At 63.4% G+C, this 26,231-nt stretch carries 31 protein-coding genes and 1 pseudogene; 28 read left to right on the forward strand and 4 right to left on the reverse strand.

Annotated features, from left to right (window positions below):
- Positions 1-33 precede the first annotated feature (33 nt).
- Positions 34-789 (reverse strand): hypothetical protein, encoded by a 756-nt coding sequence (locus tag YH62_RS27885; protein ID WP_046797591.1) that lies wholly within the window; start codon positions 787-789, stop codon positions 34-36.
- A 1,320-nt stretch (positions 790-2,109) separates the two neighbouring features.
- Here YH62_RS27885 and YH62_RS27890 point away from each other — a divergent pair.
- The 21 genes from YH62_RS27890 (at position 2,110) to YH62_RS30955 (ending at position 16,507) form a co-directional block, all read left to right on the forward strand.
- Positions 2,110-2,550 (forward strand): antirestriction protein, encoded by a 441-nt coding sequence (locus YH62_RS27890; RefSeq protein WP_046797592.1) that lies wholly within the window; start codon positions 2,110-2,112, stop codon positions 2,548-2,550.
- Between the two features lie 45 nt (positions 2,551-2,595).
- Positions 2,596-3,987 (forward strand): klcB, encoded by a 1,392-nt coding sequence (locus YH62_RS27895; protein ID WP_082118559.1) that lies wholly within the window; start codon positions 2,596-2,598, stop codon positions 3,985-3,987.
- Positions 3,988-4,008: 21 nt separating this feature from the next.
- Entirely contained in the window at positions 4,009-4,266 is a 258-nt protein-coding gene (gene korC / locus YH62_RS27900) for a transcriptional repressor KorC (RefSeq protein ID WP_046797593.1), read from the forward strand.
- A gap of 224 nt (positions 4,267-4,490) precedes the next feature.
- Positions 4,491-4,724 (forward strand): stable inheritance protein KleA, encoded by a 234-nt coding sequence (gene kleA / locus YH62_RS27905; protein WP_046797594.1) that lies wholly within the window; start codon positions 4,491-4,493, stop codon positions 4,722-4,724.
- Positions 4,725-4,772: 48 nt separating this feature from the next.
- Complete coding sequence (locus YH62_RS27910) at positions 4,773-4,988, forward strand: DUF2688 domain-containing protein (RefSeq protein ID WP_046797595.1); 216 nt, start codon at positions 4,773-4,775, stop codon at positions 4,986-4,988.
- Positions 4,989-5,140: 152 nt separating this feature from the next.
- A complete protein-coding gene (gene kleA / locus YH62_RS27915; RefSeq protein ID WP_046797596.1) occupies positions 5,141-5,371 on the forward strand; it encodes a stable inheritance protein KleA in 231 nt (76 codons plus the stop codon).
- Positions 5,372-5,716: 345 nt separating this feature from the next.
- Positions 5,717-6,040, forward strand: a complete 324-nt coding sequence (gene kleE, locus YH62_RS27925) for a KleE stable inheritance protein (RefSeq protein ID WP_046797598.1) — start codon at positions 5,717-5,719, stop codon at positions 6,038-6,040.
- Between the two features lie 26 nt (positions 6,041-6,066).
- Complete coding sequence (locus tag YH62_RS27930; RefSeq protein ID WP_046797599.1) at positions 6,067-6,378, forward strand: DUF2761 domain-containing protein; 312 nt, start codon at positions 6,067-6,069, stop codon at positions 6,376-6,378.
- Complete coding sequence (locus tag YH62_RS27935; RefSeq protein ID WP_046797600.1) at positions 6,375-6,755, forward strand: hypothetical protein; 381 nt, start codon at positions 6,375-6,377, stop codon at positions 6,753-6,755. The genes YH62_RS27930 and YH62_RS27935 overlap by 4 nt, the downstream gene beginning before the upstream one ends.
- Positions 6,756-6,833: 78 nt before the next feature.
- Positions 6,834-7,607 (forward strand): toxic anion resistance protein, encoded by a 774-nt coding sequence (locus tag YH62_RS27940; protein ID WP_046797601.1) that lies wholly within the window; start codon positions 6,834-6,836, stop codon positions 7,605-7,607.
- Between the two features lie 16 nt (positions 7,608-7,623).
- Complete coding sequence (gene klaB / locus YH62_RS27945) at positions 7,624-8,760, forward strand: tellurium resistance system protein klaB (protein ID WP_082118560.1); 1,137 nt, start codon at positions 7,624-7,626, stop codon at positions 8,758-8,760.
- The gene (locus YH62_RS29245) at positions 8,757-9,710 is read left to right on the forward strand and encodes a TrbC/VirB2 family protein (RefSeq protein WP_052760552.1); all 954 of its coding nucleotides are present in this window, start codon (positions 8,757-8,759) and stop codon (positions 9,708-9,710) included. Before klaB ends, YH62_RS29245 begins: the two co-directional genes overlap by 4 nt.
- Positions 9,711-9,885: 175 nt before the next feature.
- Positions 9,886-10,191: a transcriptional regulator KorA gene (locus YH62_RS27955; protein WP_046797602.1), complete on the forward strand. Its 306-nt coding sequence runs from the start codon at positions 9,886-9,888 to the stop codon at positions 10,189-10,191.
- The gene (locus YH62_RS27960) at positions 10,188-10,967 is read left to right on the forward strand and encodes a ParA family protein (RefSeq protein ID WP_046797603.1); all 780 of its coding nucleotides are present in this window, start codon (positions 10,188-10,190) and stop codon (positions 10,965-10,967) included. The genes YH62_RS27955 and YH62_RS27960 overlap by 4 nt, the downstream gene beginning before the upstream one ends.
- Positions 10,964-12,031 (forward strand): ParB/RepB/Spo0J family partition protein, encoded by a 1,068-nt coding sequence (locus YH62_RS27965; protein WP_245282232.1) that lies wholly within the window; start codon positions 10,964-10,966, stop codon positions 12,029-12,031. The genes YH62_RS27960 and YH62_RS27965 overlap by 4 nt, the downstream gene beginning before the upstream one ends.
- 71 nt (positions 12,032-12,102) lie before the next feature.
- Positions 12,103-12,603, forward strand: coding sequence for a hypothetical protein (locus YH62_RS27970; protein WP_046797604.1), 501 nt, complete (start codon positions 12,103-12,105; stop codon positions 12,601-12,603).
- Between the two features lie 9 nt (positions 12,604-12,612).
- On the forward strand, positions 12,613-13,140 hold the full coding sequence (locus YH62_RS27975) for a hypothetical protein (protein WP_046797605.1): 528 nt from the start codon (positions 12,613-12,615) through the stop codon (positions 13,138-13,140).
- The gene (locus YH62_RS27980) at positions 13,137-13,712 is read left to right on the forward strand and encodes a hypothetical protein (RefSeq protein WP_046797606.1); all 576 of its coding nucleotides are present in this window, start codon (positions 13,137-13,139) and stop codon (positions 13,710-13,712) included. The genes YH62_RS27975 and YH62_RS27980 overlap by 4 nt, the downstream gene beginning before the upstream one ends.
- Positions 13,703-14,632 carry a DNA-binding protein gene (locus YH62_RS27985; RefSeq protein WP_046797607.1) on the forward strand — a complete coding sequence of 310 codons (930 nt, stop codon included), beginning with the start codon at positions 13,703-13,705 and terminating at the stop codon, positions 14,630-14,632. The genes YH62_RS27980 and YH62_RS27985 overlap by 10 nt, the downstream gene beginning before the upstream one ends.
- 152 nt (positions 14,633-14,784) lie before the next feature.
- Positions 14,785-15,132, forward strand: coding sequence for an IncP plasmid survival protein KfrB (gene kfrB, locus YH62_RS27990; RefSeq protein ID WP_046797608.1), 348 nt, complete (start codon positions 14,785-14,787; stop codon positions 15,130-15,132).
- Positions 15,133-15,160: 28 nt separating this feature from the next.
- Positions 15,161-16,507 carry a phosphoribosyltransferase gene (locus YH62_RS30955; RefSeq protein ID WP_046797609.1) on the forward strand — a complete coding sequence of 449 codons (1,347 nt, stop codon included), beginning with the start codon at positions 15,161-15,163 and terminating at the stop codon, positions 16,505-16,507.
- Between the two features lie 52 nt (positions 16,508-16,559).
- On the opposite strand, the gene YH62_RS28000 is transcribed toward YH62_RS30955, so the two are convergent.
- From YH62_RS28000 to YH62_RS28010, 3 genes are read right to left on the reverse strand one after another with little or no spacing between them, the layout of a single operon-like run.
- Entirely contained in the window at positions 16,560-16,997 is a 438-nt protein-coding gene (locus YH62_RS28000; RefSeq protein ID WP_011205822.1) for a conjugal transfer protein TraM, read from the reverse strand.
- Entirely contained in the window at positions 16,994-17,719 is a 726-nt protein-coding gene (locus tag YH62_RS28005; protein WP_046797610.1) for a conjugal transfer protein TraL, read from the reverse strand. The genes YH62_RS28000 and YH62_RS28005 overlap by 4 nt, the downstream gene beginning before the upstream one ends.
- Positions 17,719-18,123 (reverse strand): TraK family protein, encoded by a 405-nt coding sequence (locus tag YH62_RS28010; protein ID WP_046797611.1) that lies wholly within the window; start codon positions 18,121-18,123, stop codon positions 17,719-17,721. Before YH62_RS28010 ends, YH62_RS28005 begins: the two co-directional genes overlap by 1 nt.
- Before the next feature lie 364 nt (positions 18,124-18,487).
- Here YH62_RS28010 and traJ point away from each other — a divergent pair, with 364 nt between their 5' ends.
- The 7 genes and pseudogenes from traJ to YH62_RS28045 all read left to right on the forward strand — a co-directional run.
- Entirely contained in the window at positions 18,488-18,871 is a 384-nt protein-coding gene (gene traJ, locus YH62_RS28015; protein ID WP_046797612.1) for a conjugal transfer transcriptional regulator TraJ, read from the forward strand.
- Positions 18,872-18,905: 34 nt separating this feature from the next.
- Entirely contained in the window at positions 18,906-21,104 is a 2,199-nt protein-coding gene (traI, locus tag YH62_RS28020; protein ID WP_046797613.1) for a TraI/MobA(P) family conjugative relaxase, read from the forward strand.
- Positions 21,101-23,008: a type IV secretory system conjugative DNA transfer family protein gene (locus YH62_RS28025; RefSeq protein WP_046797614.1), complete on the forward strand. Its 1,908-nt coding sequence runs from the start codon at positions 21,101-21,103 to the stop codon at positions 23,006-23,008. The genes traI and YH62_RS28025 overlap by 4 nt, the downstream gene beginning before the upstream one ends.
- The gene (traF, locus tag YH62_RS28030) at positions 23,005-23,538 is read left to right on the forward strand and encodes a conjugative transfer signal peptidase TraF (protein WP_046797615.1); all 534 of its coding nucleotides are present in this window, start codon (positions 23,005-23,007) and stop codon (positions 23,536-23,538) included. Before YH62_RS28025 ends, traF begins: the two co-directional genes overlap by 4 nt.
- Positions 23,539-23,552: 14 nt before the next feature.
- On the forward strand, positions 23,553-25,766 hold the full coding sequence (locus YH62_RS28035) for a DNA topoisomerase 3 (RefSeq protein ID WP_046797616.1): 2,214 nt from the start codon (positions 23,553-23,555) through the stop codon (positions 25,764-25,766).
- A 5-nt stretch (positions 25,767-25,771) separates the two neighbouring features.
- A pseudogene (locus tag YH62_RS30960) lies at positions 25,772-25,984 on the forward strand (conjugal transfer protein TraD); the annotation flags it as partial.
- A gap of 57 nt (positions 25,985-26,041) precedes the next feature.
- The coding region (locus YH62_RS28045; RefSeq protein ID WP_046797618.1) for an ArdC family protein at positions 26,042-26,231 on the forward strand (190 nt) is incomplete at its 3' end.

A 26,231-nucleotide genomic window follows, 5' to 3' on the forward strand; every position in this document is an offset into this window, starting at 1 on the left:
ATCGACAGAAAGCCCGGCCCGAGCCGGGCTTTTTCATTGCGCGGCCGCCGGCACGGCCAGCTCGCGCCGGCGCTGCGCTATCGACTGCGCCGACACGCCAATGCGCGCGGCCAGCTCCGCATCGGCGATCATCCCGAGGATTACGTCATGACGTTCCGGGTCGTACCGGCCGCGACGCCGGCGGTTGATACCGTAGCCCATTGCGAGCCGGTGACGCCGTATCGCTTCGACCGGCAGGCCAGAGCGCTCCGCAAGCACGTCGTCGGGCACCTGGCCCATCAGCTCCCCGAGCTGCTGCAATGCCGGCACCAAGTCCCGATAGGACGGCAGGCCGAGCGCCTTGCGGCGGTTGAGGATCGTGCGCGGGGCGATATGCAGCACCGCAGCCAGGTCCTGGTCGTACATCGTGCCCAGGAAACGGTCGTAGCGCGCCCAGGGGATCGCGCCACGGCCCGGCCGCAGCTTCGGCCGCGCGGCACGGTCGGCACGCCTGGCGGCCTTCCCTTCCCCCTGCCAGTACGACGCAATGCCGAGCTTCGCCCTGCGCTGCGCCACAGTGGCCGCAGCAAGCCCGGCCAGGTGCGCTACGGCTCGATCCGGCAGTGTGCCCAGCAGCTCGTCGAACGCGCGCGACGCCGGCACTGTCTGCGCGGTGTAGGAAGGCACCCCCTTGGCGTTCCGACGCTTTGTGATCGCGGCTTTGCTAATGCCAACCAGGTCGGCCAGCGCCTGGTCGGTCATGGTGCCCAGCAGACAGTCATGGCGGGCGGTATCGTAACGTCCGGTCATGGATGGAAACTTTCGTTGACACTTGAGGGGCAGCACCGGGGAATTCTCGCCCTGGCGAGAACCGGCTATGTCGTGCTGCGCATCGAGCCTGCGCCCTTGGCTTGTCTCGCCCCTCTCCGCTTCGCTACGGGGCTTCCAGCGCCTTTCCGACGCTCACCGGGCCGGTTGCCCTTGCCGCTGGGCTGGCGGCCGCCTATGGCCCTGCAAACGCGGCAGAAACGCCGTTGGAGTCGTGTGCGAGGCACCGCGGCCGCCGGCGTTGTGGATACCTCGCGGAAAACTCGGCCCTCGCTGACAGATGAGGGGCGGACGTTGACACTTGAGGGGCCGACTCACCCGGCGCAACGTTGACAGATGAGGGGCAGGCTCGATTTCGGCCGCCGGCGTGGAGCTGGCCAGCCTCGCAAATCGGCGAAAACGCCTGATTTTACGCGAGTTTTCCACAGATGATGTGGACAAGCCTGGGGATAAGTGCCCTGCGGTATTGACACTTGAGGGGCGCGACTACTGACAGATGAGGGGCGCGATCCTTGACACTTGAGGGGCAGAGTGCTGACAGATGAGGGGCGGACCTATTGACACTTGAGGGGCTGTCCACAGGCAGAAAATCCAGCATTTGCAAGGGTTTCCGCCCGTTTTTCGGCCACCCCTAACCTGTCTTTTAACCTGCTTTTAAACCAATATTTATAAACCTTGTTTTTAACCAGGGCTGCGCCCGGTGCGCGTAACCGCGCACGCCGAAGGGGGGTGCCCCCCCTTCTCGAACCCTCCCGGCCCGCTAACGCGGGCCTCCCATCCCCCCAGGGGCTGCGCCCCTCGGCCGCAAGCGGCCTCACCCCAAAAATGGCAGCGCCTGCGGCGCTGACTCTTCCGCTGACCAGGCGCAAGCGCCTGGAAATGCTCAATTACGTCTCCGATTACGCTGCGCTATGCCCAAAGGGGCTGCGCCCCTCTGGACTCCCCCTTTTTAGGTCACAGGCGCGGCCACCACCGCGCCCGATCGGAAGATCCGTGCCGGCTGCAACGCCGCAAGGGTTTTTACTCCAAGGAGGGGGTCGGCCTTCCCGGCTCGCTCTAAACGCCCCTCAAGTGTCAATGAAACGTGATGGCGATCACCATTCAACGGCCGCGCTCCCCCTTGGCGTTCCATCCGCCCGCCTGGCAAAGCCCGGTCGGGACCAGGACCGAGCAGTTACCGCAGAATCGGGTACGACTGACAGCATTGTTTAGCTAAATTTGCTTGACAGGCTAGGGCATTATGCCCTAATATTGGTCTTGAGGCCGGGCATTCCGCCCAGGTCAACTACCGGAGAAAGTCCGATGACTGATGTTCAAATCCCCTCCCCTATCGTTGCCACCCGCGTCGCCGAGGCGGATCGCCTGCGGTTTCTGCCGACGTACTTCGGCCCCTCGATGCTGCGCATGCTGCGCGGCGAGGCCCTGGTATTCGGCTGGATGGGCCGCCTTTGCACTGCCTACCACGGCGGTTTCTGGCACTTCTACACCCTCTCGAACGGCGGCTTCTACATGGCCCCGGAGCATGACGGCCGCTTGCGTATCGAGGTCGATGGCAACGGCTTCGCGGGCGAGCTGTCGGCCGACGCCGCCGGCATCGTCGCCACGCTCTTCGCATTGAACCAGCTTTGCGCGGAGCTGGCCGGCACGGCCGACGCTGACGCTCTGATCGACCGCTACCACCACCTGGCAGCGTTTGCGAGCGAGCACGCCGAGGCGGCGGCGATCTACCGGGCTATCGACTAAGGGGCAGGCCCCCGGCCGAAAGGCTGGGGGCCGTTGGAGGCAAGCATGCAAGACGACACCATCAAGCGCCGCAACGATGCCATCGTTGCCGGCCGCTTGTTCAGCGGTTCGGTGCAGGACCGCGAGACAGAGCGATGCCACCACTGCGGCGAGCTGCTGCATCCGTTCCCGGAACCCGAATACTGGATGCAGTACCCGTTGCCGACCTGCTGCGTCCTGGACGGCTTGAAGTTCTGCGATGACGGCCGGAAACCGGATTGCATCGCGGCCTACCTGGTAGCCAACCCGACGCCGGCCGAGGCAACCACCCCGGCGGCTCGCCGTCGGACGAAGGCGCGCAAAAGCAAGCCGCAGGCCGAGGACAAGGACGCGCGGATCGCTGCCCTCGCGGCCACCCTGCCCGATGACCGCGACGGTCTGCTGGCCGTTGCAGCGGATGCGGTAGCGGCGGTGCATGAGGCGGTGCTCAATCGGGCCGACCTGGTGGCCGACGTGGCCGGCGAGCGTTACGCGGCGGCAGTGTGGAAGCTCAACGGCGGGACGTTCTTCGGCTGCGCCGCCGACGAGGATGCGGCCGAGAGGGTCATAGAACGTCATTGCCGCGCCGTGCCCGGCGTTGTTCCCATGTGGGGCCAGGAGGGCGACTTCCTGGCTTCGGTGGACGGGATGCGCGTATGGGTGGAGGTCGAAAGCGGCTACGGCGGCCTAACCACCGTGCATTTCCAGTTCCACGCCGTGGACCTGGACGGCCCTTTTATTTCCGAAACGGGCTATCGGTCCCATTTCGACCATGCGCGCGGAGGCATGACCGTGGACCAGGTAGCGGACGGGGTTTTGCGCGCCCTGTTGCGCTCGCATCGCCGGTATCTGGAACCTCGCTACCAGGACCGCCTTGCCGACGAGCCATTGCCGGCGTGGATCGCGGGTATCACGCCACCGCCGCGCCGTGTGCGGGCCGTCGCCGAGGACTGGAGGGAGCCGGACGAACTGCCGGCGGGCTTCGCCTGGGTTGATGCGGTGCTGCCGGCGCACCAGGCATTCATCGCCCGCAAATGGGCGGCCGGTGCCAAGGCGAAGCTCGCGGCCGCGCGTGCGAAAGCTCAGGAGCCGGCCAGCCAGCGCAGGGAGCCGGCTACACCGGCCAAGCCGGAGCCAGAGCCGGCCAAGGACGAGGACGAGGACGCGCCGGCGTGGCCGGCGACGTTTTTCCCTGGCCTGCGCTGCGAGATTGTGAGCGTGCATCACCCGGTTTTTGCCAAGGAAGTCGGAAAGCACGTCATCATTACGAAAATCAGCCCCGAAACGCGGCAGGTGTGGGCGCACGACGATAAGCCGGCGAGGTATCGCATCAATCGCAACGGCAGAAAGGTTTGTGAATATGACCCGCGTTGCATCGAGTCGTGCTACGGCTACGACCAACTGCGGGCCGCCATTTGAAACGATTAGGAGAAAAGCAGCATGAGCGACGTGAATATCCGGCTTGAGTGCCTGCGCCCGGCGGAACGCTGGGTGCAGCCGACCGGCGCAGAAATCCGGGAGGTTTTGCACCTGGCCGGCCTCACAGGCGGCCAGGCCGCGCGCACCTTGGGCCTGGGGGCTAAGGGGGACCGCACAGTGCGGCGCTGGGTTGGCGAGGATTCGCCTATTCCCTATGCCGCCTGGGCAATCCTTTGCGATTTGGCGGGTCTTGGGCCGATCTGGAAAGGCCAGGGCTGACGCCCGGAGGACTTTACGCCAAGGGAAAGGGTTTTAGCGGCTAAAACCGCCATGCCCCGATGTTGCGATATGCTGCCAGCAGCCCGGCCCGCGAGCCGGGTTTTTCGTGCGTGCTCGCACATTTGTTTAGCTAAAATTCCTTGACTTGATAGGGCATAATGCCCTAATATAACTACCGAAGGCCGGGCACTTCGCCCTGGTCAACAACCGGAGGATCAACCCCGATGAAAAGCAAGATCATGGCTTGGCTCGACGAGCTGCCCGGTGCGAGCGCTACGGATTTTCTGGCCCGACGTGACCAGATCGCGGCGCTGATGGAACAGGCGGCAGACCTCACCCGCCAGGCCGAAGAACTGCGGCACAAGGCGTACCTGCAAAGCTGCATGCTGGAAGGCGACGCAAAGGGCCGCTGGTCCACCGAGGAAGTCGAACGCGCGAAGGCTCGCGCAGGCTGGTAACAGACCGAGGCCCGGCTACGGTCGGGCCTCAATCAAGGAGATGGGGCCATGCCCAACCGCAAGATCGAGATTGTCACCACCAACTGCCGCCGCTGCGGCAAATCCATTTCGACCCTCAGCCGCAGTCTGATCGGGGCGGATGCCTTGCGCCAAGAGCTGGGCGGCATCTGCGGCGACTGCATTACGCCGGAGGAACGACAGCGGATCGAGGAAGGCACCTTGCAGGCCGCGCTACGGCAGTGTGCGGCGGCCGGGACAAGCTGATTGAACGCCAGGGGAAAGGTGTTTCCAAGCGTGACGCCTTGCTGAATATCCCCGGCAGTTTAGCTAAAATCGCTTGACAAGATAGGGCATTATGCCCTATTCTTGTTTTGAGGCCGGGTAGATTCCCAGGTCAATTACCGGAGGCCAGTCCGATGACCGAAAAGTTCATGCCGTGGATCGACGAGTTGCCGAACGTAGACCAGGAGCTGGTCGCGCAGCGGAATGCGATTGCCGAGAAGCAGCGCCGCGCTGACGAGCTGATGCACCAGGTCGAACGCCTGCGCATCGAGGTTCTGCGGGAGTCGTCGGCGTTGGAGGAACGGACGAAACAGCGCTGGACCTTCCACGAAATCGACTTGGCGAAATTCCGGGCCGGTTACTGACGCCAGGGGATGATGATGCAGGTAGGAGATAGGGTGAACTGGCAGCACACTCCGCGCGGCGGGTACGGGTATTCCGTTTGTGTTGCTGGCATAGTGACGAAGATCGCGGCTAAACGTGTGCAGATTCGGGTAGCCGTTCGCAGTGGTAACGAGTGGCAGCAAGTCACCAAGTGGGTCGAGCCGGCCAGGTTGAGCACCAGGGAAAAGCCGGTTCCCGAGTTGGACGGGGCATAGGGATGACGCCCCGGATTTCTCCGGGGCGCTTGACCTCGATGCTGTCACATCACGGTCTAGGCGCGCGAGCGCTGGACGAATTGAACACGCATCGTCGTGGAGGGTCAAGCAATGTCGAAGATTATCAAGTTCCCAGGCGTGGATGTGGAGGCTAAGGCCCCTGCCCCGCGCGTTGAGGCCCCGAGCAAGGCCCCTCCCCGATTCAACGTTGCCAAGGGTGTCCAGGCCCTGGTCCGCTTTGTATGGGTCGTTACTGTCCTGGTGTGGCCGGTGGCGAAGTGGATCATTTCCATCGACGTTTTCTTTCAGTTCCTGCGGATGCTGTACCACTGGAACACCCCTGGCGTTCATGCCGGTTGGACGTTCCTGGCGCATTTCGCGGTGCTGACCGCCCTCACCTATTTCGTGTCGCTCTACAAGCCCAAGGGGCTGTAGGGCGTCCCTTCAAGGAGCTTTGAGCAATGGCAAGACAGGAGCCTAAGCAGCCGGGCTACGTGTGCCCGATGACCGGCCGTGTGGCCGTGCTGGTGAAGGACTACGCCGACAGTGACCTAAACGGCGACGCGCCGGCGTACTGGTTCAATCCGGAGGCCGAGGGCTGGGGTATGGACCCGTGGAAACTGGTCGAGGGCGTAGACCCCCACGCGCAAGGCAGTTCGATGGATGTTTGCTTTGCCGATGGGTCCAGCAAGACGGTCGGGCCGCTGATGACCTTTTTTCTAACCAAGACCGACGCCGCGCGACTGGCCGCAGTGCGAGGACGCCAGGAATGATGCATACCTTTCAAACCACACAGAGCCTCGCAGACCTTGAAAGCCTGCCATTGCACGATGACGCCCGGTTCCCCCGTTCGCGCCTGCGAAAAACCCTGCGGCGCTACCGCTATCGAGGCGAAGCCTTGAAAGCGGAGGTAGAACGGATCATGCGTGGCCCCGGCCTGGAATTGGCACCAGTTGCCGGACGGCGTGTGACCTATCCCTATGGCTGGCAGAAACACCAGATGACCCGGCTGATGAAGCGCATTTTTCACGGGCTGGGCCGGGCGCAGTTGCTGTTCGTGGACGAATTCTGGCTGCTGCATGGGCAGGCCGACATGGCGCGGGCAATGGCCGCGATGCGCCAGGGCTATCCTGAAAAATTTAGCCGCTAAAGGAGTTGACAGCGGCGCAAAAGTTTAGCTAAACTTCTTCCATCGAGATTCAATTAACCCACCGCGAGGGTGTATCGAATGGAAGAACAAAGCGTGAACGCAGCGCAATTGAAGAGGGAGGTTTTGCCCGCCCTCTTCGCGTCGCCGGCGACGATTGGCGAATACGGGGCTGGCATCGACGGGGCGGAATCGCTCAACGAACTGTCGAACCTGATGGAGCATGGCGCGGTTTCCGCGCTGGCCGACAAGATCGGCCAGATCGTGGCGAAGCTCGCCGACGCGGACCCCCGCAAGATCGCGGAAAAGCCTACCTGGTTCGAGAAGTTGCTTGGGCGCGAGGTTGAACGCCAGGTGAGGTATCAGGTCGCCCGCAAGACGCTTGACCAATTGCTGGACGAAGCCGAGGGCGTAGCGCAGCGCGTGCGGGACACGTTGCGCGCCTTGGATGACATGCTCAATACCCATGAGGCCGAGGTAGCCCGGCTCAGGGCCTACATTCAGGCCGGCCGTGAGTTCCTGGACGAGAACCCGGAAGCCGGCGCGGCCAAGGCCGGCGTGATCGAGTTCGACAAGCCGCGCGAACGCTTCGCCCGCAAGCTCGCCAACCTGGCGACCCTCATGGCGTCCCATGAAATGAGCGTCACGCAGATGAAGCTCACGCGGGCGCAGGCCGTGGACATGCTGGACCGCTTTTCCGAAACGGCATCCGTCCTGGTGCCCGTCTGGCGTCAGCATACCCTCGCGCTCATCACCACCAAGAACATGAATCCGGCAATGGTCGCCGAGGCGGCCAAAGCTCACCAGGCGCTCATGCGGAGCCTTTCGCAGAGCCTGGAAGGCATCAACCAATAACACGGCGGAGAACCCTATGAACGCACTGAAAACGACGCAAGAAGCCAAGGCCCCTATCGTCGCCTTCGATATGACCCCGGCAACCCTGCGCGAGCTGGGATTGCAGGAAAGCGACGTGCCGGAAATCCATGCGGTCGCGCAGCGGATCGAGGTCGGCAGTCCGCAGACCGTGGCCGAGTTCGGCCGCGACGTGGCCGAGCACACGTCTCGCTACGCCGATAGTTTGCTGGACCAGGTGCGCAACAGCGACCTGGACGAAGCCGGCGAGAAGCTGACCCAGGTTGTCGCCAAGGCCCGTTCGTTGAACGTCGGCCCGCTGTCGGACAACCGTTCTCGCCTGCCCTTGATTGGCCCGCTGATTGACCGCTTCCGCGTCCGTTCGACTGCGTTCATGGCGCGCTTCGATACGACCCGCGAGCAGATCGAGCACCTGGTCAGCGAAGTGCAGACCACCCAGCAAGGTATCGCGCAGCGCAACGCCTCGCTCGATGAAATGTTCGCGGCCGTGCGCGAGGAACACCGCCTCCTTGGCGTCCACATCGCGGCCGGCAAGGTTCGCCTTGCCGAGCTGCGCGAGCAGGCCGAGGGCCTGCGCGGCAACGTCGGGAACGACCCTGGCCGCGTGCAGGAACTGGCCGACCTCGATGCGATGGTCGCCAACCTGGACAAGCGCATCGGCGACCTGATCGCCTTGCAACATTCGGCCATGCAGAGCCTGCCGACCATTCGCATGATCCAGGCCAACAACCAGATGCTGGTCGATAAATTCCACACGATCCGCGAAATCACCGTGCCGGCGTGGAAGCGTCAATTTATGCTCGCTTTGAGCCTCAACGAGCAGAAGAACGCCGTCGAACTGGCGACGGCCATCGACGACACCACCAACGACCTGATGAAGCGCAATGCGGCCCTGCTGCATCGCACGTCCGTCGAGACGGCCAAGGAAAACCAACGCCTGGTGATCGACGTGGACACGCTCAAGCAGGTTCAAACGACGCTCATCAAGACCGTCGAGGACGTTATTCGCATCCAGCAGGAAGGCGTGCAGAAGCGCAAGGATGCCGAAAAGCAGATCGCCGCTATGCGTGGCGACCTTCAAGCCAAGCTGACCCGCCAGCCCGTGCGCGAGCTGGCCCAACAGGAGTCCGTATGAATGCCACAAACACCGACGTTTTTGCCCAGGTAGGCGGTCTTGAGGCCCGAGGCGCGAAGATGAAGAAGCGGGGCACCCGCTTCCTCATCGCGGCCCTGGTGGCCCTCGCCATTGCGGGGATCGGGGCGGTAACGGGATGGGCAATCAGCCCAAGCGCGACGCCCGGAAGTATTGACGTGCCGCAGGTGCTGGTATCGACACTCAGCGACCAGATGGCAGGCAGTGAGGGCGGCGGCTTGCAGTCCCTGCCCTTCACGTCGGTCGCCGGCTCGCTGATGGACTTCATGACAGGACCGGCGCTTTTCGCAATGGCCGTTCTTGGCGTGGTGGTTGCGGGTGCCGCGCTCGTGTTCGGGGGGGAACTCAGCGGATTCGTTCGATCCATCTGCATGATGGCGGCCGGTGTAGGGGTGATCCTCATGGCCTCGAACCTGGTGAACGGCATGTTCGGCCGCGACGACGCCAAGCAGGCGGACCCTTCGCCGCGTGCGCGATTCATGGCAGCAGTTGAGGCGAAGAACTATGAGCGGGTCCAGACACTAATCAACGAGGCGCCCTTTGGGGCCGCGTCGGCCGCCGACTATGTTCTTGCACAAATCGCGGTCGCCGAAGGTCTGGACCGCAAGCCTGGTGCGCGCGTCGTGGTCGGGAAAGCGGCCGGCAGCATGGCAATGCCGCCTGCGGCGCTGGGTTTTACGCCAAGGGGAGAGGCGGCATACGCCATCGAGCGGTCCGCCTATGGTGAGCCGAGGTCCAGCATTGCGAAGCAATACGAGCAGGAATGGAGCCGCAAGGCCGCAACCTGGTGGACGATGGCTGGGGTGGTCGGAATCATCGGCGCGGTCCTGGCGGCGACGGCGACCGGCTTTGTCGGGCTGGCGGTATCGATCCGCAAACGAGTGAAGCGCGTCCGCGACCTGTTGGTGATGGAGCCGGGGGCCGAGCGGTAAGCGCGAAAGACGAAAAGCCCGGATTTCCGGGCTTTCGTTCTGTTACGCCGAGGGCGAATTTTAGCGGCTAAAGGTATTGACGTGGGGGAATTGTTTAGCTAAACTTCTTTCATGTTCTGGCGGCTGTCACCGCTAATGTTCAACCAAGGCGCGGAGCAAAATATGGGTGTTATCCATGAAGAAACGGCTTACCGAAAGCCAGTTCCAGGAGGCAATCCAGGGGCTGGAAGTGGGGCAGCAGACCATCGAGATAGCGCGGGGCGTCTTAGTCGATGGGAAGCCGCAAGCGACGTTCGCAACGTCGCTGGGATTGACCAGGGGCGCAGTGTCGCAAGCGGTGCATCGCGTGTGGACGGCGTTCGAGGACAAGAACTTGCCCGAGGGATACGCGCGGGTAACGGCGGTTCTGCCGGAGCATCAGGCGTACATCGTCCGGAAGTGGGAAGCGGACGCCAAGAAAAAACAGGACACCAAACGATGAAAACTTTGGTCACGGCCAACCAGAAAGGCGGCGTCGGCAAGACTTCGACCCTTGTGCATCTTGCCTTCGACTTTTTCGAGCGCGGCTTGCGGGTTGCCGTGATCGACCTGGACCCCCAGGGCAATGCGTCCTACACGCTCAAGGATTTCGCTACCGGCCTGCATGCAAGCAAGCTGTTCGGCGCTGTCCCTGCCGGCGGCTGGACCGAAACCGCACCCGCAGCCGGCGACGGCCAGGCCGCGCGCCTCGCGCTGATCGAGTCCGACCCGGTGCTGGCGAACGCCGAACGGCTGTCGCTGGACGATGCCCGCGAGCTGTTCGGGGCCAACATCAAGGCCCTGGCGAAGCAGGGTTTCGACGTGTGCCTGATCGACACGGCCCCGACCCTTGGCGTTGGCCTGGCGGCCGCGCTCTTTGCGGCCGACTACGTGCTGTCCCCCATCGAGCTTGAGGCGTACAGCATCCAGGGCATCAAGAAGATGGTCACGACCATTGCGAACGTGCGCCAGAAGAACGCCAAGCTGCAATTCCTTGGCATGGTGCCCAGCAAGGTCGATGCGCGGAACCCGCGCCACGTGCGCCACCAAGCCGAGCTGCTGGCCGCGTACCCCAAGATGATGATTCCGGCCACTGTCGGCCTGCGCAGCAGCATCGCCGATGCCCTCGCGTCCGGTGTGCCGGTCTGGAAGATCAAGAAAACGGCCGCGCGCAAGGCATCGAAAGAGGTTCGCGCCCTGGCTGATTACGTGTTCACGAAGATGGAGATTTCCCAATGACTGCGGCTCAAGCCAAGACCACCAAGAAAAACACCGCTGCGGCCGCTCAGGAAGCCGCAGGCGCGGCGCAGCCGTCCGGCCTGGGGTTGGATAGCATCGGCGACCTGTCGAGCCTCCTGGACGCTCCTGCGGCGTCTCAGGCCGGTTCCGGCCCTATCGAGCTGGACCTGGACCTGATCGACGAAGATCCGCATCAGCCGCGGACGGCCGACAACCCCGGTTTTTCCCCGGAGAGCATCGCGGAAATCGGTGCCACGATCAAAGAGCGCGGGGTGAAGTCGCCCATTTCGGTGCGCGAGAACCAGGAACAGCCGGGCCGCTACATCATCAACCACGGCGCACGCCGCTACCGTGGGTCGAAGTGGGCCGGCAAGAAGTCAATCCCGGCGTTCATCGACAACGACTACAACGAGGCCGACCAGGTTATCGAGAACCTGCAACGCAACGAGCTGACTGCGCGCGAGATTGCCGACTTCATCGGCCGCGAGCTGGCCAAGGGCAAGAAGAAAGGCGATATCGCCAAGGAAATCGGCAAGTCGCCGGCATTCATCACCCAGCACGTCACGTTGCTGGACCTGCCGGAGAAGATCGCCGATGCGTTCAACACCGGGCGCGTCCGCGACGTGACCGTGGTGAACGAGCTGGTGACGGCCTTCAAGAAGCGCCCGGAGGAAGTCGAGGCGTGGCTTGACGACGACACCCAGGAAATCACGCGCGGCACGGTCAAGCTGCTGCGCGAGTTCCTGGACGAGAAGGGCCGCGATCCCAACACCGTCGATGCCTTCAACGGTCAGACCGATGCCGAGCGGGACGCGGAGGCCGGCGACGGCGAGGACGACGACCAGGACGGTAAGGACGCCAAGGAGAAGGGCACGAAGGAGCCGGACCCGGACAAGCTGAAAAAGGCCATCGTCCAGGTCGAGCACGACGAGCGCCCTGCCCGCCTGATCCTCAACCGTCGGCCGCCGGCGGAAGGCTATGCCTGGTTGAAGTACGAGGACGACGGCCAGGAGTTCGAGGCGAACCTTGCCGACGTGAAGCTGGTCGCGCTCATCGAGGGCTGACCCCCAAAGACAGCGGCGCGGGCCACCCCGCGCCGCACAGACAACGGTTCCGCTACAAGGAGGACCGAAGAATGAATCCGATGCTGTTCTACATCGCGGGAGGCGTAGGCGCGGCGCTGCTGCTGGTTTCCGCGATCATGCTATTCAAGCTGCGCGAGCCGAAGAAGGAAAACCGACCGCAGCGCAAGGCGGCGGCACCGACGCCGGAGCCGGCCGATAACGAGCTGCGCACCTTTCGCCAGCCGTCGCAGGCCAGCCAACCCGAGCTATCCACTACGCCGCCGGCGCGGCGAACTGCCCCGCCGAGCAGCGAACAATCCAAGGGGAACGACGGCGATTTCGTCACGTCGGCCCTGGTGGCTGGGGCGACCAACAGCACCATGCTGGGCTACCTGGCCGGCGGCTCGCTGACCGGGGCCATGCTGGGCGACGCGCTGCGGCCGGATACGCCGTCTGCGGCGTTCGCGGACCCCGCGCCGAGCTTCGGCAGCAGCGACCCGGACAGCGGCTGGACCGATACCGGCAGCTCTTGCGATTTCGGTTCGTCCGACACCGATACGAACAACTGGTGAGGGCCGGCCATGACCAATGAACAACAGAGCCGGCTCAAGGAACTGCGGACGATCCGGCGCTACCTCCAAGGGATGCGACAGGGCGTTTCCGGCCCGGATGCGTATAAGGGCTGGTTGACCGGCATCGGCATCGCAGCGGCCGGGTTCCTGGTCGCTAGGCTGCTGCCATCCCCCGCCCCTGGCGTCGGCCTGATTGTGCCGGTGGCTTGCGTCGCCGGCGTCATCACCGGCGGATGGATCAATCTCAAGGGGCGGTCATGGAGGGCCGCCATCTACGATGCGCTGGCCCGTTACAGCCCGCTCAATGAAGCGGCGTACCGCGACTTGCAAGAGAGGGTGAAGGAATACGGTTTCGACTTTGATGCGGTCATGGAGTGGACCTACATCGAGCAGGCCGCGTTCATGCCGTTGGTGCCCACCAGGGAGGACCTGGCACGCGACAAGTTCCTGACCGCGACGCGGGCCGAAAGAGCCGAGGACGATGCGCGTGCGCGCTTTGTGGTGCTTCATCCGCGTAAGCGAGGTCCCCAAGCATGAAGGGCCTTGCATTGGCGATTGCTGGCTGTCTCGCCTTGGCGGCCTGCGGCGAAAAGACGATGAGTGGGCCGGAGATAGTGGCCGCGATCAATGAATGTTACGCGGCAGGCGGTGTGCCGACGCCCATCTACAACCAGGATCGACCCGGCCGCGTTTTCCGCATGGATTGTCCGAAGCGGGACGCCAAGGAGGCGGTACCCGGTTCCATGCCTTCGCCGGCGTCCATCGTCGGCGAGTCTCAGATTGAGCGGCTACGTGCCTTTTGCGAGAACAGGCCGCCGAAGGACTGCGCCTATCTGTTCGACCCGCATTCCGATGCCTGGACGCCAGAGGATGTAGAGCTGGTGAAGCAGCTAAGGTCCGCTGCGGGCGAGCGCGAAAAGCCGCCCGGCCGCTCCCCCCCTCCCCGCCGCCCCCTTGCCCCGCCGTTGCGGGGCTTTTTTTGGCCTCCCCCTTCAGCCGCTAAAAATCCAGCCGTTAAGTGGGGATTTGTTCAGCTAAACTCTTGCGCTGATAATATGGATAAGAGTATTATTATTCTTACCCATTACCGGAGCCAATCATGGAACTGAACAAAGAGACGCGCGACCGCATCTTTGCGGCTGCGGACGAGCTGTTCGAGCAAGGCGACCGGGAGAGCTTCCCGACCGTGGATGCAGTGCGCAGGGCTGCTCGCGTCAACATGAACGACGCCAGCGCCGGTATGCGCGAATGGCGACGCCAGCGCACGGCGCAGGCCGCCCCGTTGGCCGTCCAGGTGCCTGACGCGGTGCAGCAGGCCGGCAATCAGGCCGTGGCCGCCCTCTGGCAAGCCGCCCAGGCGCTTGCCAATGAGTCGTTGCAGGCGGCGCAAGCCGGCTGGGATCGTGAGCGCAACGAGTTGGAAGTCGTCCGTCGTGAGCTGGCCGACGCCTACGAGGCGCAGGCCCGCGATCTGGAAGAAGCGCAGGCGCGCGTTACATTGCTAGAGCAGCAGGCCGCCGAGGCGGCCGAGCTGGTCGCACGCCAGGCGAAGGACCTGGCCGAAGCCCGCGACGCGCTGGCAGGAGTCGAGCAGCGGGCCGCATTGGCGACGCAGCGCGCCGATGAGGTGGAGCGGCGAGCGCAGGAGCTGCGCGCCGAACTGGATTACGCTCACCAGGACGCACGCGCATTCAGGGAAGAGAGCCGCAAGGCTCTGGACGCGGCCAACCAGGAAGCGCAGGCGCTCCGCAGTGAGCGCGACGCAACCCGGCGCGAAGCGGAAGAGTTGCGCACCGAGTTGGCGGCGGTGAAGGCGAAGGCGCAGGCCGAGGCCGAAGCGCACCAGGAGCAAAAGAGATTGGCCGCTCAAGAAGCGGTCAGGCAGGCCGAGCGCTTTACGAAGGTGCAGGCCGAACGTGACGAAGCACGGCAAGAGGCAAGAACGGCTCAGGAAGAGGCCGCTATGTTGAGGGGTCGGCTAGGCGCGGAACGAGTGGCAGGAAACACAAACAGGGGGAAAAGTAACTGATAAATCGAACACAGTTCACTAAAATAGATGGAACAACCTTGACGCGCCCGGCACTAGGGAAGGCCGGCCTCGAACTGCCGAGGTCGGCTTTTTTTTAGCCGGCAAGCGCGCAAGCCACGTTTAACACCAGAGGCAACCGTCAGGAGTCACCAATGAAACACCGCCTACTGGTCATGAATGGGCAAAGAATTGTCCAGACCGAGAACCAAGGCGCATGGACGAACCAGAAGGTAGATAAAGCCGGGACACTGAAACCCGGCATTTACAACATCTATACGGCCCAAAAGGCGGACAAGTCGCAGCGCCATGACGGCACCATCGTCCATGCAGATAGCGGCACTATCTACCAGCAGGTGGGGAAAAACTTTGTAATGCACGCCCGGTCAGATTTCGATAAAGTACCTGAAATCGGGAGTGCGAAGAGCATCAGCTATGACGCCCAGGGCAAGGCCCAGGTCAGCGCCGAAAGTGTCAAGTTGAGCAGAGGGCGATCCCGCTAGAGTTTTAGCCGCTAAAAAGGGAGGCGTCTTGAGCAGCTACAGCAGAGCCGAGCGCGCACCGTGGGGAGACTTCCCGAAGGTGGTTCGCAACGGCGACCTTGGTTCTTTGACCAACGAGCTTGAATATCAGGCCGCCAAGCAGGGCGACGCAGAAGCGGCGCTCAATTTGGTTGAGCGTCTGATTTCGGACGACACTGTTGCCCAGCTCAAGACGCTGATCGGCGACGAAAAGCCCCGGATCGTTCCAGTCCTGGCCGTCGAGGCGGCCGGGAACAACAAGATTCCGGCCATGATGGCGGTTGTTCTGGCCGACCGCCTTGGCCTGGAGGTCGAGACAGACATTGTGCAGCGGGAGAAGGTGGCCCGCACCGGAGCCGGCGCAGATCATCGCCTGGCGTTCAACCCGACTTTCGAGGGGAAGGTGATCCCCGGCCAGAAGTACATCGTTGTCGATGACACGCTGACAATGGGCGGCACCATCGCCTCGTTACGCGGCTACATCGAGAACAACGGCGGCAAGGTCATGGCGGCATCCGTCATGACTGCCCACGAAGGTGCGCTTGACCTGGCGGTCAAGCCGAAGATGCTTTCGGGCATCAACGAGAAACACGGTCCAGCAATGGACGCATTTTGGAAGGAAACCTTTGGCTATGGCATCGACCGACTCACCCAAGGAGAAGCCGGACACCTCCGCGCTGCCCCGTCCGTTGACGCAATCCGAGATCGCATCGCTGCGGCTCGAAATGAAGCAGTCAATCGAGTGGGGACAAGCCGAACTGCGACGCCGGCGCGAGCAGGGCAACAGCAGTCCCCGGCAGTAAAGCAGTCCAGCGGCAACAGCGGCGAGGATTTGCTACAGGCGGCCCAGGAGGCCGAGACGGAACAGCAGGCCCTCTTAGAATCCGCGCCCATCGAGCAGACCTACCAGCAGACCCTTGCGCTCTACGTGCAGGCCAAGCATGACCAGGTGGAGCGCATCGAGGACCGCCTAGAACAGCTCGTAGACCGTCAGCAGGCGCGTTTGCAGCAGCTACAGTCCAATGCCCCCGGCTTGTTGTCCCTGCCGCGTACAAAGGCCGCCTGGCAGCAGCAGCAGGCCCAGCAGCAGGCCCGCTTGCAGACCCTGCACGCGCGGCTCGACATGGTGCGCGAAATCAAGGAAGGCATGGGCATTCACGCGCCCAAGATCGAGGAACTGGCGACGCGCAAGATGCGCGCGGAGCATCCCGAGCTTGCCGGCGACTGGGATTCGATGCGTGAAGCCGCCCGACGGCACCAGGCCCTGATGCGTATGCAGGAACAGGAGAAGAAACAGGCCCAGGAGCGCGAGCGCGGGCGCAGTCAGAGCTTGGGCCTGTCAAACAAGCCCAGCTAACGCAAAAACAAAGCCCGGCAATGCCGGGCTTTTTCATCTGCGCCGATGCGGTTCATAACGAGGCCCACACCACCAGGGCGGCCGCGAACAACACCATGCCGCCGGCGATCATGTTCATCATCGCCACGCGCCGCGCGTCCGCGACCTTGGCCGCGAGCTGGCGGCCAAGGCCGTCGTCGATTTCCCTGCGGATCGCTTCGGCCGCCTGCGCGGCGCTGTCCTTCATCACCTTCGCCATTGCGTCCTTGCTGGCCGCCAGGGCCGCGTTCAGCATCCGCTCCGCTTTGGCCTTGGCGTCCTCGCCCCAACGATGGGCAATCCCTTCCAGCTCTTCCTTGAACGCAGCAAGGATTTCCTCTTGTTTGGCCGCGCTGTCGGCCATGAGCCGGGCGTTGATGGTATGCAGGATCAGCACCGGGTCGTCGCGGCCGACGGCGATGCCGTGCTTGGCCGCAATCTCCCGGATCAGCTCTTCAATCTGGTCGCTCATAGCACGGCCGCCGCGTCGAGCTGTTCAAACAGGCCGCGCCGCACGATCTTGAGGCGTTGCCGCGTCATGATCGTGAGCGATTCATCGGCCAGCGCCTGGTCGAACGTCAGCCGCTCTTGCAGCATGTCGCTGAAATCGCGGCCGTAGGTTTCTTCCTTGAGGGCCGGAATCTGGATGATGGACGACACGCGGGCCTTGTTGGCCGTGTACGCCTTCATTTGCTCGAAGCTCTTACCCTCATGCTCGATAGGCCCCCAATACGGGTTCAGCCAGACCACGAACAGCGCTTCGGCCGGGAACTGGCTGGCGAGCTGGGCGAAGCCGCTCACCGTGTCCAGGAGAGCCTGGCCGCCGGTGACGACGGTATGGATGACCAGCTCATGCCCCATTTCTTGCAGCAGGGCCGGCACCTGGTTGCTGATGAGGTAATGCGACAGGGGCACGAACGAGCTGGCCCCGTTGTCGATCACCACGTCATCTTTGGTCGGCGCAATCAGCTCGACCAGGGTGTCGAAGTTGCGCGAGTTGATTTCGTCGCCGTCCATGATGTTCAGCCGGCGGACGTTCAGGGCTTTGTAGCCCTCGAACGTCGCGTTCACCGGGTCGGTGTCGATGCACAAGGGCGTCTGCCCTTTGTCCATCTTGTACTGCGCAATGATCGCGGCGATGGCCGACTTGCCGACCCCGCCCTTGCCCTGCAAAACCATGTGAATTTTCGCCATTACAGTAGATCCTTTTTGTCAGGTGTTGGGTTGAAGGTGAAGCCGGCCGGGGCCGCAGCGGGGGCCGGCTTTTCAGCCTTGCCCCCCTGCTTCGGCCGCCGTGGCTCCGGCGGCTTGGGTGCCGGCGCGGGTTCCGCAGCCTTGGCCTGCGGTGCGGGCACATCGGCGGGCTTGGCCTTGATGTGCCGCCTGGCGTGCGAGCGGAACGTCTCGTAGGAGAACTTGACCTTCCCCGTTTCCCGCATGTGCTCCCAAATGGTTACGAGCGCATAGCCGGACGCTAACGCCGCCTCGACATCCGCCCTCACCGCTAGGAACGCAACAGCAGCCTCATCACGCCGGCGCTTCTTGGCCGAGCGGGATTCAACCCACTCGGCCAGCTCGTCGGTGTAGCTCTTTGGCATCGTCTCTCGCCTGTCCCCTCAGTTCGGTAATTGCCTGCATTTGCCTGTTTCCAGTCGGTAGACATTCCACAAAACAGCAGGGAAGCAGCGCTTTTCCGCTGCATAACCCTGCTTCGAGGCCATTATAGCGATTTTTTCGGTATATCCATCCTTTTTCGCACGATATACAGGATTTTGCCAAAGGGTTCGTGTAGACTTTCCTTGGTGTATCCAACGGCGTAAGCCGGGCAAGATGGGTGAAGTTAGCTAACCGGCGAGCCGGTCATCTATCTTCACTCCCCCTTATTCGCACCTGGCGGTGCTCAACGGGCATCTTGCTCTGCGAGGCTGGCCGGCTACCGCCGGCGCGAACGAGGTTCGGACGATGAAGAGAGATGAAACAGATGCGACGGAAGAGCGTCGCAAGCGACGCCGGCACTTACGGGTGCCGGTGTTCCCCGATGAGGCGCAAGCCATTGAAGAGAACGCGGAGCGTGCGGGCATGAGCGTCGCCCGCTATCTGCGCGAAGTCGGCCAGGGTTACAAGATCATGGGCGTCGTGGACTATGAGCACGTCCGCGAGCTGGCCCGCATCAACGGCGACCTGGGCCGCTTGGGCGGTCTGCTGAAACTCTGGCTTACCGATGACCCGCGCACGGCGCGGTTCGGTGATGCCACGATCCTCGCCCTGCTGGCGAAGATCGAGGAGAAACAGAACGAGCTTGGCAAGGTCATGATGGGAGTGGTCCGCCCGAGGGCGGAGCCATGACTTTTTTAGCCGCTAAAACGGCCGGGGTGTGCCCATGATCGCCAAGCACGTCCCGATGCGCGTCAGCAAGAAGAGCGATTTCGCCGAGCTGGTGAAGTACATCACCGACGAGCAAGGCAAGACCGAGCGTCTTGGGCACGTTCGCGTTACTAACTGCGAGGCGGACACCCTTCCCGCTGTCATTGGCGAAGTCTTGGCTACTCAGCACGCTAATACGCGGGCCGAGAGCGACAAGACCTTTCACCTGCTTGTCTCGTTTCCGCCTGGGGAGAATCCTGGGGCGGACGTTCTGCGCGCTATCGAGGATCGAATCTGCGCTGGGCTTGGCTTCGGCGAGCATCAGCGAGTGAGTGCCGTTCATCACGACACGGACCACCTTCACCTGCATATTGCGATCAACAAGATTCACCCAACGCGCGGGACGATTCATGAGCCGTATCAGTCCTACCGCACGCTTGGGGCGCTCTGCACGACATTGGAGCGCGAATACGGGTTGCAGGAAGTCAATCATGTGTCGCGGAAAACTCTTGCCGAGGGGCGAGCTGCGGACATGGAGCGGCACGCGGGCGTGGAAAGCCTGGTCGGCTGGATCAAACGCGAATGCCTGCCGGACCTGCAAGTAGCGCAATCGTGGGATGACCTGCACCGCGTCCTGCGGGAAAACGGGCTTGAGCTGCGCGAGCGCGGAAACGGCTTCATCTTCGAGGCCGGCGACGGCACGACAGTCAAGGCCAGCACCGTTTCGCGCGACCTGTCCAAGCCGAAGCTCGAAGCCCGGTTCGGGGCATTCACGCCGACCGAGGGCAACGAAGTGCCCCGTCGTCGGGAGTATCGCCCGAAGCCGCTCAAAACCCGCATCGACACGACCGAGCTATACGCCCGGTATCAGTCTGAACGCCAGGAAATGGGGGGCGTGCGCAAGGGCGAGCTGGACACGCTGCGCCTGCGCCGGGACCGACTGGTCGAGGCCGCCAAGCGCAGCAACCGGCTGCGCCGCGCTGCTATCAAGCTGTTGGGCGAGGGGCGGGTTGCGAAGCGGTTGATGTACGCGCAGGCGCACAAGGCCCTGCGCGCCGACCTGGACAAGATCAACCGCGAGTACCGGCGGGACCGTCAGGCGGTTCAGGAGCGCACGCAGCGCCGCGCGTGGGCCGACTGGCTCAAGGCCGAGGCGATGAAGGGCGACGACAAGGCCCTGGCCGCTCTGCGTGCACGTGAGGGCCGCAGCGGCCTCAAGGGCAACACCATCCAGGGCAGGGGCGAGGCTAAGCCGGGCCACGCGGCCGTGACGGACAACATCACGAAGAAGGGAACCATCATCTACCGCGTCGGCAGCAGCGCCGTCCGCGACGACGGCGACCGCCTGCAAGTCTCGCGCGAAGCGACCACGGACGGCCTGGACGCCGCGCTGCGCCTGGCAATGGAGCGCTTCGGCGACCGGATCACAGTCAACGGCACGGCAGAGTTCAAGGAGCGGATCGCGCAGGCGGCCGCCGCTGGCCGTCTGGCAATCACCTTTGACGACGCCGCCCTTGAGCAGCGCCGTCAAGAACTACTGACGAAGGAGCAAGCACATGAGCAACCCGAACGAAATGACGGACGAAGAGATCGCGGCGGCGATGGAGGCATTCGACCTACCGCAGCCGGAACCACCCTCAACACCGCAAGCGGCGACGGCGACCGTAGGGACGCTCGCACCGTCAGCGCCGGCGGAACCGTCACAGTCCGCAAGCCCAACGTTGGACGCATTGGACGAAAGCCGCCGCCCCAAAGCCAAAACCGTTTGCGAGCGCTGTCCCAACTCGGTGTGGTTCGCATCGCCGGCGGAGCTGAAATGCTATTGCCGCGTGATGTTCCTGGTCACGTGGAGCAGCAAGGAGCCGAACCAACTCACGCACTGCGACGGGGAGTTTCTGGGCCAGGACGAGGGCTAAAGCCCGAACAGATCACAGCGGCCGAGAAATATGTTGCCGAGCGCGAGCAAAAGCGGCTAAACGGCTTCGATATACCGAAGCATGCACGATATACTGATTATGTTGGTGCGCTGTCCTATGCAGGCACCCGGAACGTCGAGGACCAGGCGCTGGCCCTGTTGAAGAAAGAAAACGACGAGATTCTGGTGCTGCCCGTCGATAAGGCCACGGCGCAACGCATGAAGCGCCTCGCCATCGGTGATCCCGTCACCGTGACCCCGCGAGGCTCCCTTAAAACTACCCGAGGTAGGAGTAGATGAAGAACCGAAACAACGCCGTGGGGCCACAGATACGGGCGAAAAAACCGAAGGCCAGCAAGACTGTCCCCATCCTCGCCGGCCTGTCCCTTGGGGCAGGCTTGCAGACCGCGACGCAATATTTCGCCCATACCTACCAGTATCAGGCTGGGCTTGGCTGGAATATCAACCACGTCTACACGCCCTGGTCGATCCTTCAATGGGCTGGCAAGTGGTACAGCCAATATCCCGATGATTTCATGCGTGCGGCCAGCATGGGCATGGTCGTTTCGACCGTGGGCCTGCTGGGCACGGCCGTCACGCAGATGGTCAAGGCGAACACCGGCAAGGCCAACGACTACCTGCACGGTTCGGCCCGCTGGGCCGACAAGAAGGACATACAGGCCGCCGGCCTGCTGCCCCGGCCGCGCACCGTCGTCGAGCTGGTGTCAGGCAAGCACCCGACCACTTCCAGCGGCGTCTACGTGGGCGGCTGGCAGGACAAGGACGGCAAGTTCCACTACCTGCGGCACAACGGCCCCGAGCACGTCTTGACCTACGCGCCGACGCGCTCCGGCAAGGGCGTCGGCCTGGTCGTTCCGACGTTGCTTTCCTGGGCGCACAGCGCCGTCATCACCGACCTGAAAGGCGAGTTGTGGGCGCTGACCGCCGGCTGGCGGAAGAAGCATGCCCGCAACAAGGTCGTGCGCTTTGAGCCGGCGTCCGCGCAGGGTAGCGCGTGCTGGAACCCGCTCGATGAAATCCGCCTGGGGACCGAGTACGAGGTTGGCGACGTACAGAACCTCGCCACCCTGATCGTCGATCCGGACGGCAAGGGCCTGGAATCGCACTGGCAGAAAACCAGCCAGGCGCTGCTTGTCGGCGTCATCCTGCACGCGCTCTACAAGGCCAAGAACGAGGGCACGCCGGCCACCCTGCCGTCGGTGGACGCCATGCTCGCCGATCCGAACCGCGACGTGGGCGAGCTTTGGATGGAAATGACCACCTACGGCCACGTTGACGGGCAGAACCACCCTGCGGTCGGCTCTGCGGCCCGCGACATGATGGACCGCCCGGAGGAAGAAGCCGGTTCCGTGCTGTCCACTGCCAAGTCTTACCTGGCCCTGTACCGCGACCCGGTTGTGGCCCGCAACGTCAGCAAGTCCGACTTCCGCATCAAGCAACTGATGCACCACGACGACCCGGTAAGCCTGTTCATTGTGACGCAACCCAACGACAAGGCCCGTCTGCGGCCTCTGGTGCGCGTCATGGTCAACATGATTGTCCGGCTGCTGGCCGACAAGATGGACTTCGAGAACGGCCGTCCTGTCGCGCACTACAAGCATCGTCTGCTGATGATGCTCGACGAGTTCCCCAGCCTGGGCAAGCTCGAAATCCTGCAAGAGTCCCTTGCCTTCGTCGCCGGCTACGGCATCAAGTGCTATCTCATCTGCCAGGACATTAACCAGCTCAAGAGCCGCGAAACCGGCTACGGCCACGACGAAAGCATCACGTCGAACTGCCACGTGCAGAACGCCTACCCGCCGAACCGCGTGGAGACGGCCGAGCACCTGTCAAAACTGACAGGCACCACGACCATCGTGAAGGAGCAGATCACGACGAGCGGCCGCCGCACGTCGGCCCTGCTGGGCAATGTCTCGCGGACCTTCCAGGAAGTGCAGCGGCCATTGCTGACGCCCGATGAATGCCTGCGCATGCCGGGACCGAAGAAGAGCGCCGACGGCAGCATTGAAGAGGCGGGCGACATGGTTGTGTACGTTGCCGGCTATCCCGCGATCTACGGCAAGCAGCCGCTCTACTTCAAAGACCCGATATTCCAGGCCCGCGCGGCCGTACCGGCTCCGAAGGTCAGCGACAAGCTGATCCAGACGGCCACCGTCGAGGAAGGGGAGGGGATCACGATATGAGCCGCTTCCAGCGCCTCACCAAGTACGTCGCCATCGCAGGCGGTGCGGCCTTGTTGCTCGCCGGCGCGGCCTACCTCGCCGGCGCGAAGGTCAACACCACCAAAAGCATTCCGGTCGGCCTGTACTGGAAATCGAATGCGCCGGTGGAGAAGGGGGCTTACGTCATGTTCTGCCCGCCGCAGGTCGGCGTGTTTTCGGACGCCAAGGAGCGGGGCTACATCGCCGGCGGTTTCTGCCCCGGCGACTACGGCTACATGATGAAGCGGGTTTTAGCCGCTAAAGGCGACGAGGTTGCCATCACCGACTCCGGGGTGCGCGTGAATGGCGAGCTGCTGCCTCACAGCGCGCTCATCAAGGCCGATCCATCAGGCCGGCCGCTGCCTCGCTATCAGTCCGACAGCTACACCCTGGGGACCACCGAAGTTCTGCTTATGTCCGACGTAAGCGACACGTCTTTCGACGGCCGCTACTTCGGGCCTGTCAATCGTTCGCAAATCATCACCGTCATCAGGCCGGTTCTGACCTGGTGAGGGTAGGGGGATATATGCAATTTGAACGCCTTGTAATCGCTGAAAAACCGGAGCTGGCAAAAGCCATCGTCGAGGGCCTGGGCGGCGGCAGTCGCAAGGACGGCTATTACGAATGTGGCTCCGACCGCGTGACCTGGTGCTACGGTCACATGCTGGCCTTGCTGGACCCGGAGGACTACGACGAGCGCTACGCCAACTGGAACATGGCCGACCTGCCCATCGTCCATATTCCCTGGCGCAAGAAACCGTCCGGCGATGCCGGTGCGAAAGCTCAGTTCAAGACCATCCTCAACCTGTTGAAGCAGGCGAAAAGCGTGGTTCACGCCGGCGACCCGGACGACGAAGGCCAGCTTTTGGTCGATGAAATCCTGGAATACGCCAACTGCCGCCTGCCGGTGCAGCGGCTGCTTATCAACGACAACAACGTGAAGATCGTGCGCCGGCAGCTCGCCGCGATGCGCGACAACCGCGAGTTTGCCGGCCTGTCCGCTGCGGCCGAGGCCCGCAGCGTCGGCGACCAGCTCTACGGCTTCAACATCACGCGCCTGTACACGCTTGCGGCACGCGCGAAGGGCTACCAGGGCCTGTTGAGCGTGGGGCGCGTGCAGACCCCGATCCTGGGCCTTGTCGTGCGCCGTTGCCGCGAGAACGCGGCCCACCAGAAAGCCTACTACTACCTGGTCAACGGCCAGTTCGAGGTCGAGGGCATCCAGTTCCCGGCCCGTTACCAGGTCGCCGACGGCGATCCGGTGGACGAGAAAGGCCGCCTCAGCAACAAGGAGCACGCCGAGGGCATCGCGGCCGCCGTGAGCGGCCAACCCGCCCGCATCGTGTCCGTGACCACCAAGGCGAAGGAAGCGGCTGCGCCGCTGCCCTACAACCTGCTGAAACTGCAAATGGACGCCTCGCGCAAGTTCGGCTTCAAGCCGGACCAGGTGAAGGACATTACGCAGTCCCTGCGCGAGAAGCACAAGCTCATCACCTACAACCGTTCCGACTGCGAATACTTGAGCGAGGAACAGCACGGCGATGCGCCGGGCGTGCTGGCGGCCATCGCACAGACGGCCCCGATGCTGGCCGCTGCTGCGCAGCGCGCCAATCCGACGATCAAGAGCCGCGCCTTCAACTCGTCCAAGGTTTCCGCGCACCACGCGATCATCCCGACCGAAAGCACGGCCGACCTGTCGAGGCTCACCGATGCCGAGCAAAAGATTTACCTGCTGATCGCGCGCGCCTACGTCGCGCAATTCTGGCCGAAGCATCTGTATGACCAGACCGACGTGCTTGCCCAGGTCGGCGATCATCGTTTCGGCGTGCGCTCGAACGTCACCACGTCGCCGGGCTGGAAGATTCTCTACAAGAACGACGCCGGCAACGAGGACCTGGAAGGCAACGCCGACGACATTGAACAGGACCTGCGCAAACTGCGCGACGGCCAGGCCGGCACCTGCACCGATGCGAAGGCCGAGCAGCAGGAGACGAAGCCGCAGCCGCTGTACACGATGGATTCCCTGCTGTCGGACCTTACGCGGGTTGCGAAATACATCCGCGACGACCGCCTGCGGAAAATCCTGATCGAGAAGGACAAGGGCAAGCAAGGCGAGCACGGCGGGATCGGCACGCCGGCGACGCGAGACTCCATCATCGCCACGCTTTTCGAGCGCGGCTACCTAGTGGAGAAGGGCAAGCACATCGTTTCCACGCCGACCGGCGAAGAGCTGTACGACGCGCTGCCCGATACGGCGAGATACCCCGACATGACCGCGCTCTGGCATGAGCAGCAGAAGGCCATCCAGGCCGGCGAGCGCGACACGCTGTCGTTCGTCAACGAGCTGATGGAGTACATCGGCGCCGAGGTCGCCAACATCAAGGAAAACGGCCTCAGCATGAAGATCGACACGCACCCTTGCCCGTCCTGCGGCAAGCCGCTGCGACGCCTCAAGAAGAAGGACAAGAACGAATACTTTTGGGGCTGCACCGGCTTTGCCGACGGCTGCAAGTTCGCGTGCGACGACAAGGGCGGCAAGCCTGTTCCGCGCGAAGTCCCGAAAGTCTCCGAGCTGCACAAGTGCATGGCCTGCGGCCACGGCCTTTCCCGTCGGCCTGGCAAGAAGCGCGGCATGTTCTGGTGGGGATGCAGCAACTTCCCCACGTGCAAGCAGACCTACCCCGACCTGAAAGGCAGGCCGGACTACAGCAAAGGCCGTAACGGCACCAACCAGGAGTGAAAGCGATGAACGATCCCAAGACCGTGCAGCAGGACGACTTTGCGCCGTTCGACGATACCGCGAACGCCAACGCCGCCCTGCGTGAAAAGCTCGCCGACGCGATGACGCCCGGCTTCCAGGTCGAGTTCGACCCGGACGAAGCGGAGAAGGCCGGAGCCTTCCCCGAGGACGCCTTGAGCGAGCAGGACGCCGCCGAGAGCGACATTGACCTGGTGGACGCGACCGTGCCCGAGGACACGACGACCGCGGCCACCGATGACGCGAGGTAATTGGCTATGGCAGAGGTCAAAAAGCCCTTCCACGAGCAGGTTGCCGAACGCCTCATTGAGCAACTGAAAGCCGGCACTGCGCCGTGGCAAAAACCGTGGGAACCGGGCATGCCCGGTTCCTTCATCCCACTCAACCCGACCACCGGCAAGCGGTACAAGGGCATCAACGCGATCCAGCTCATGGCCCAGGGCCATG

It is taken from the genome of Rhizobium sp. LC145, assembly GCF_001005825.1.
Taxonomy (GTDB): domain Bacteria; phylum Pseudomonadota; class Alphaproteobacteria; order Rhizobiales; family Rhizobiaceae; genus Neorhizobium.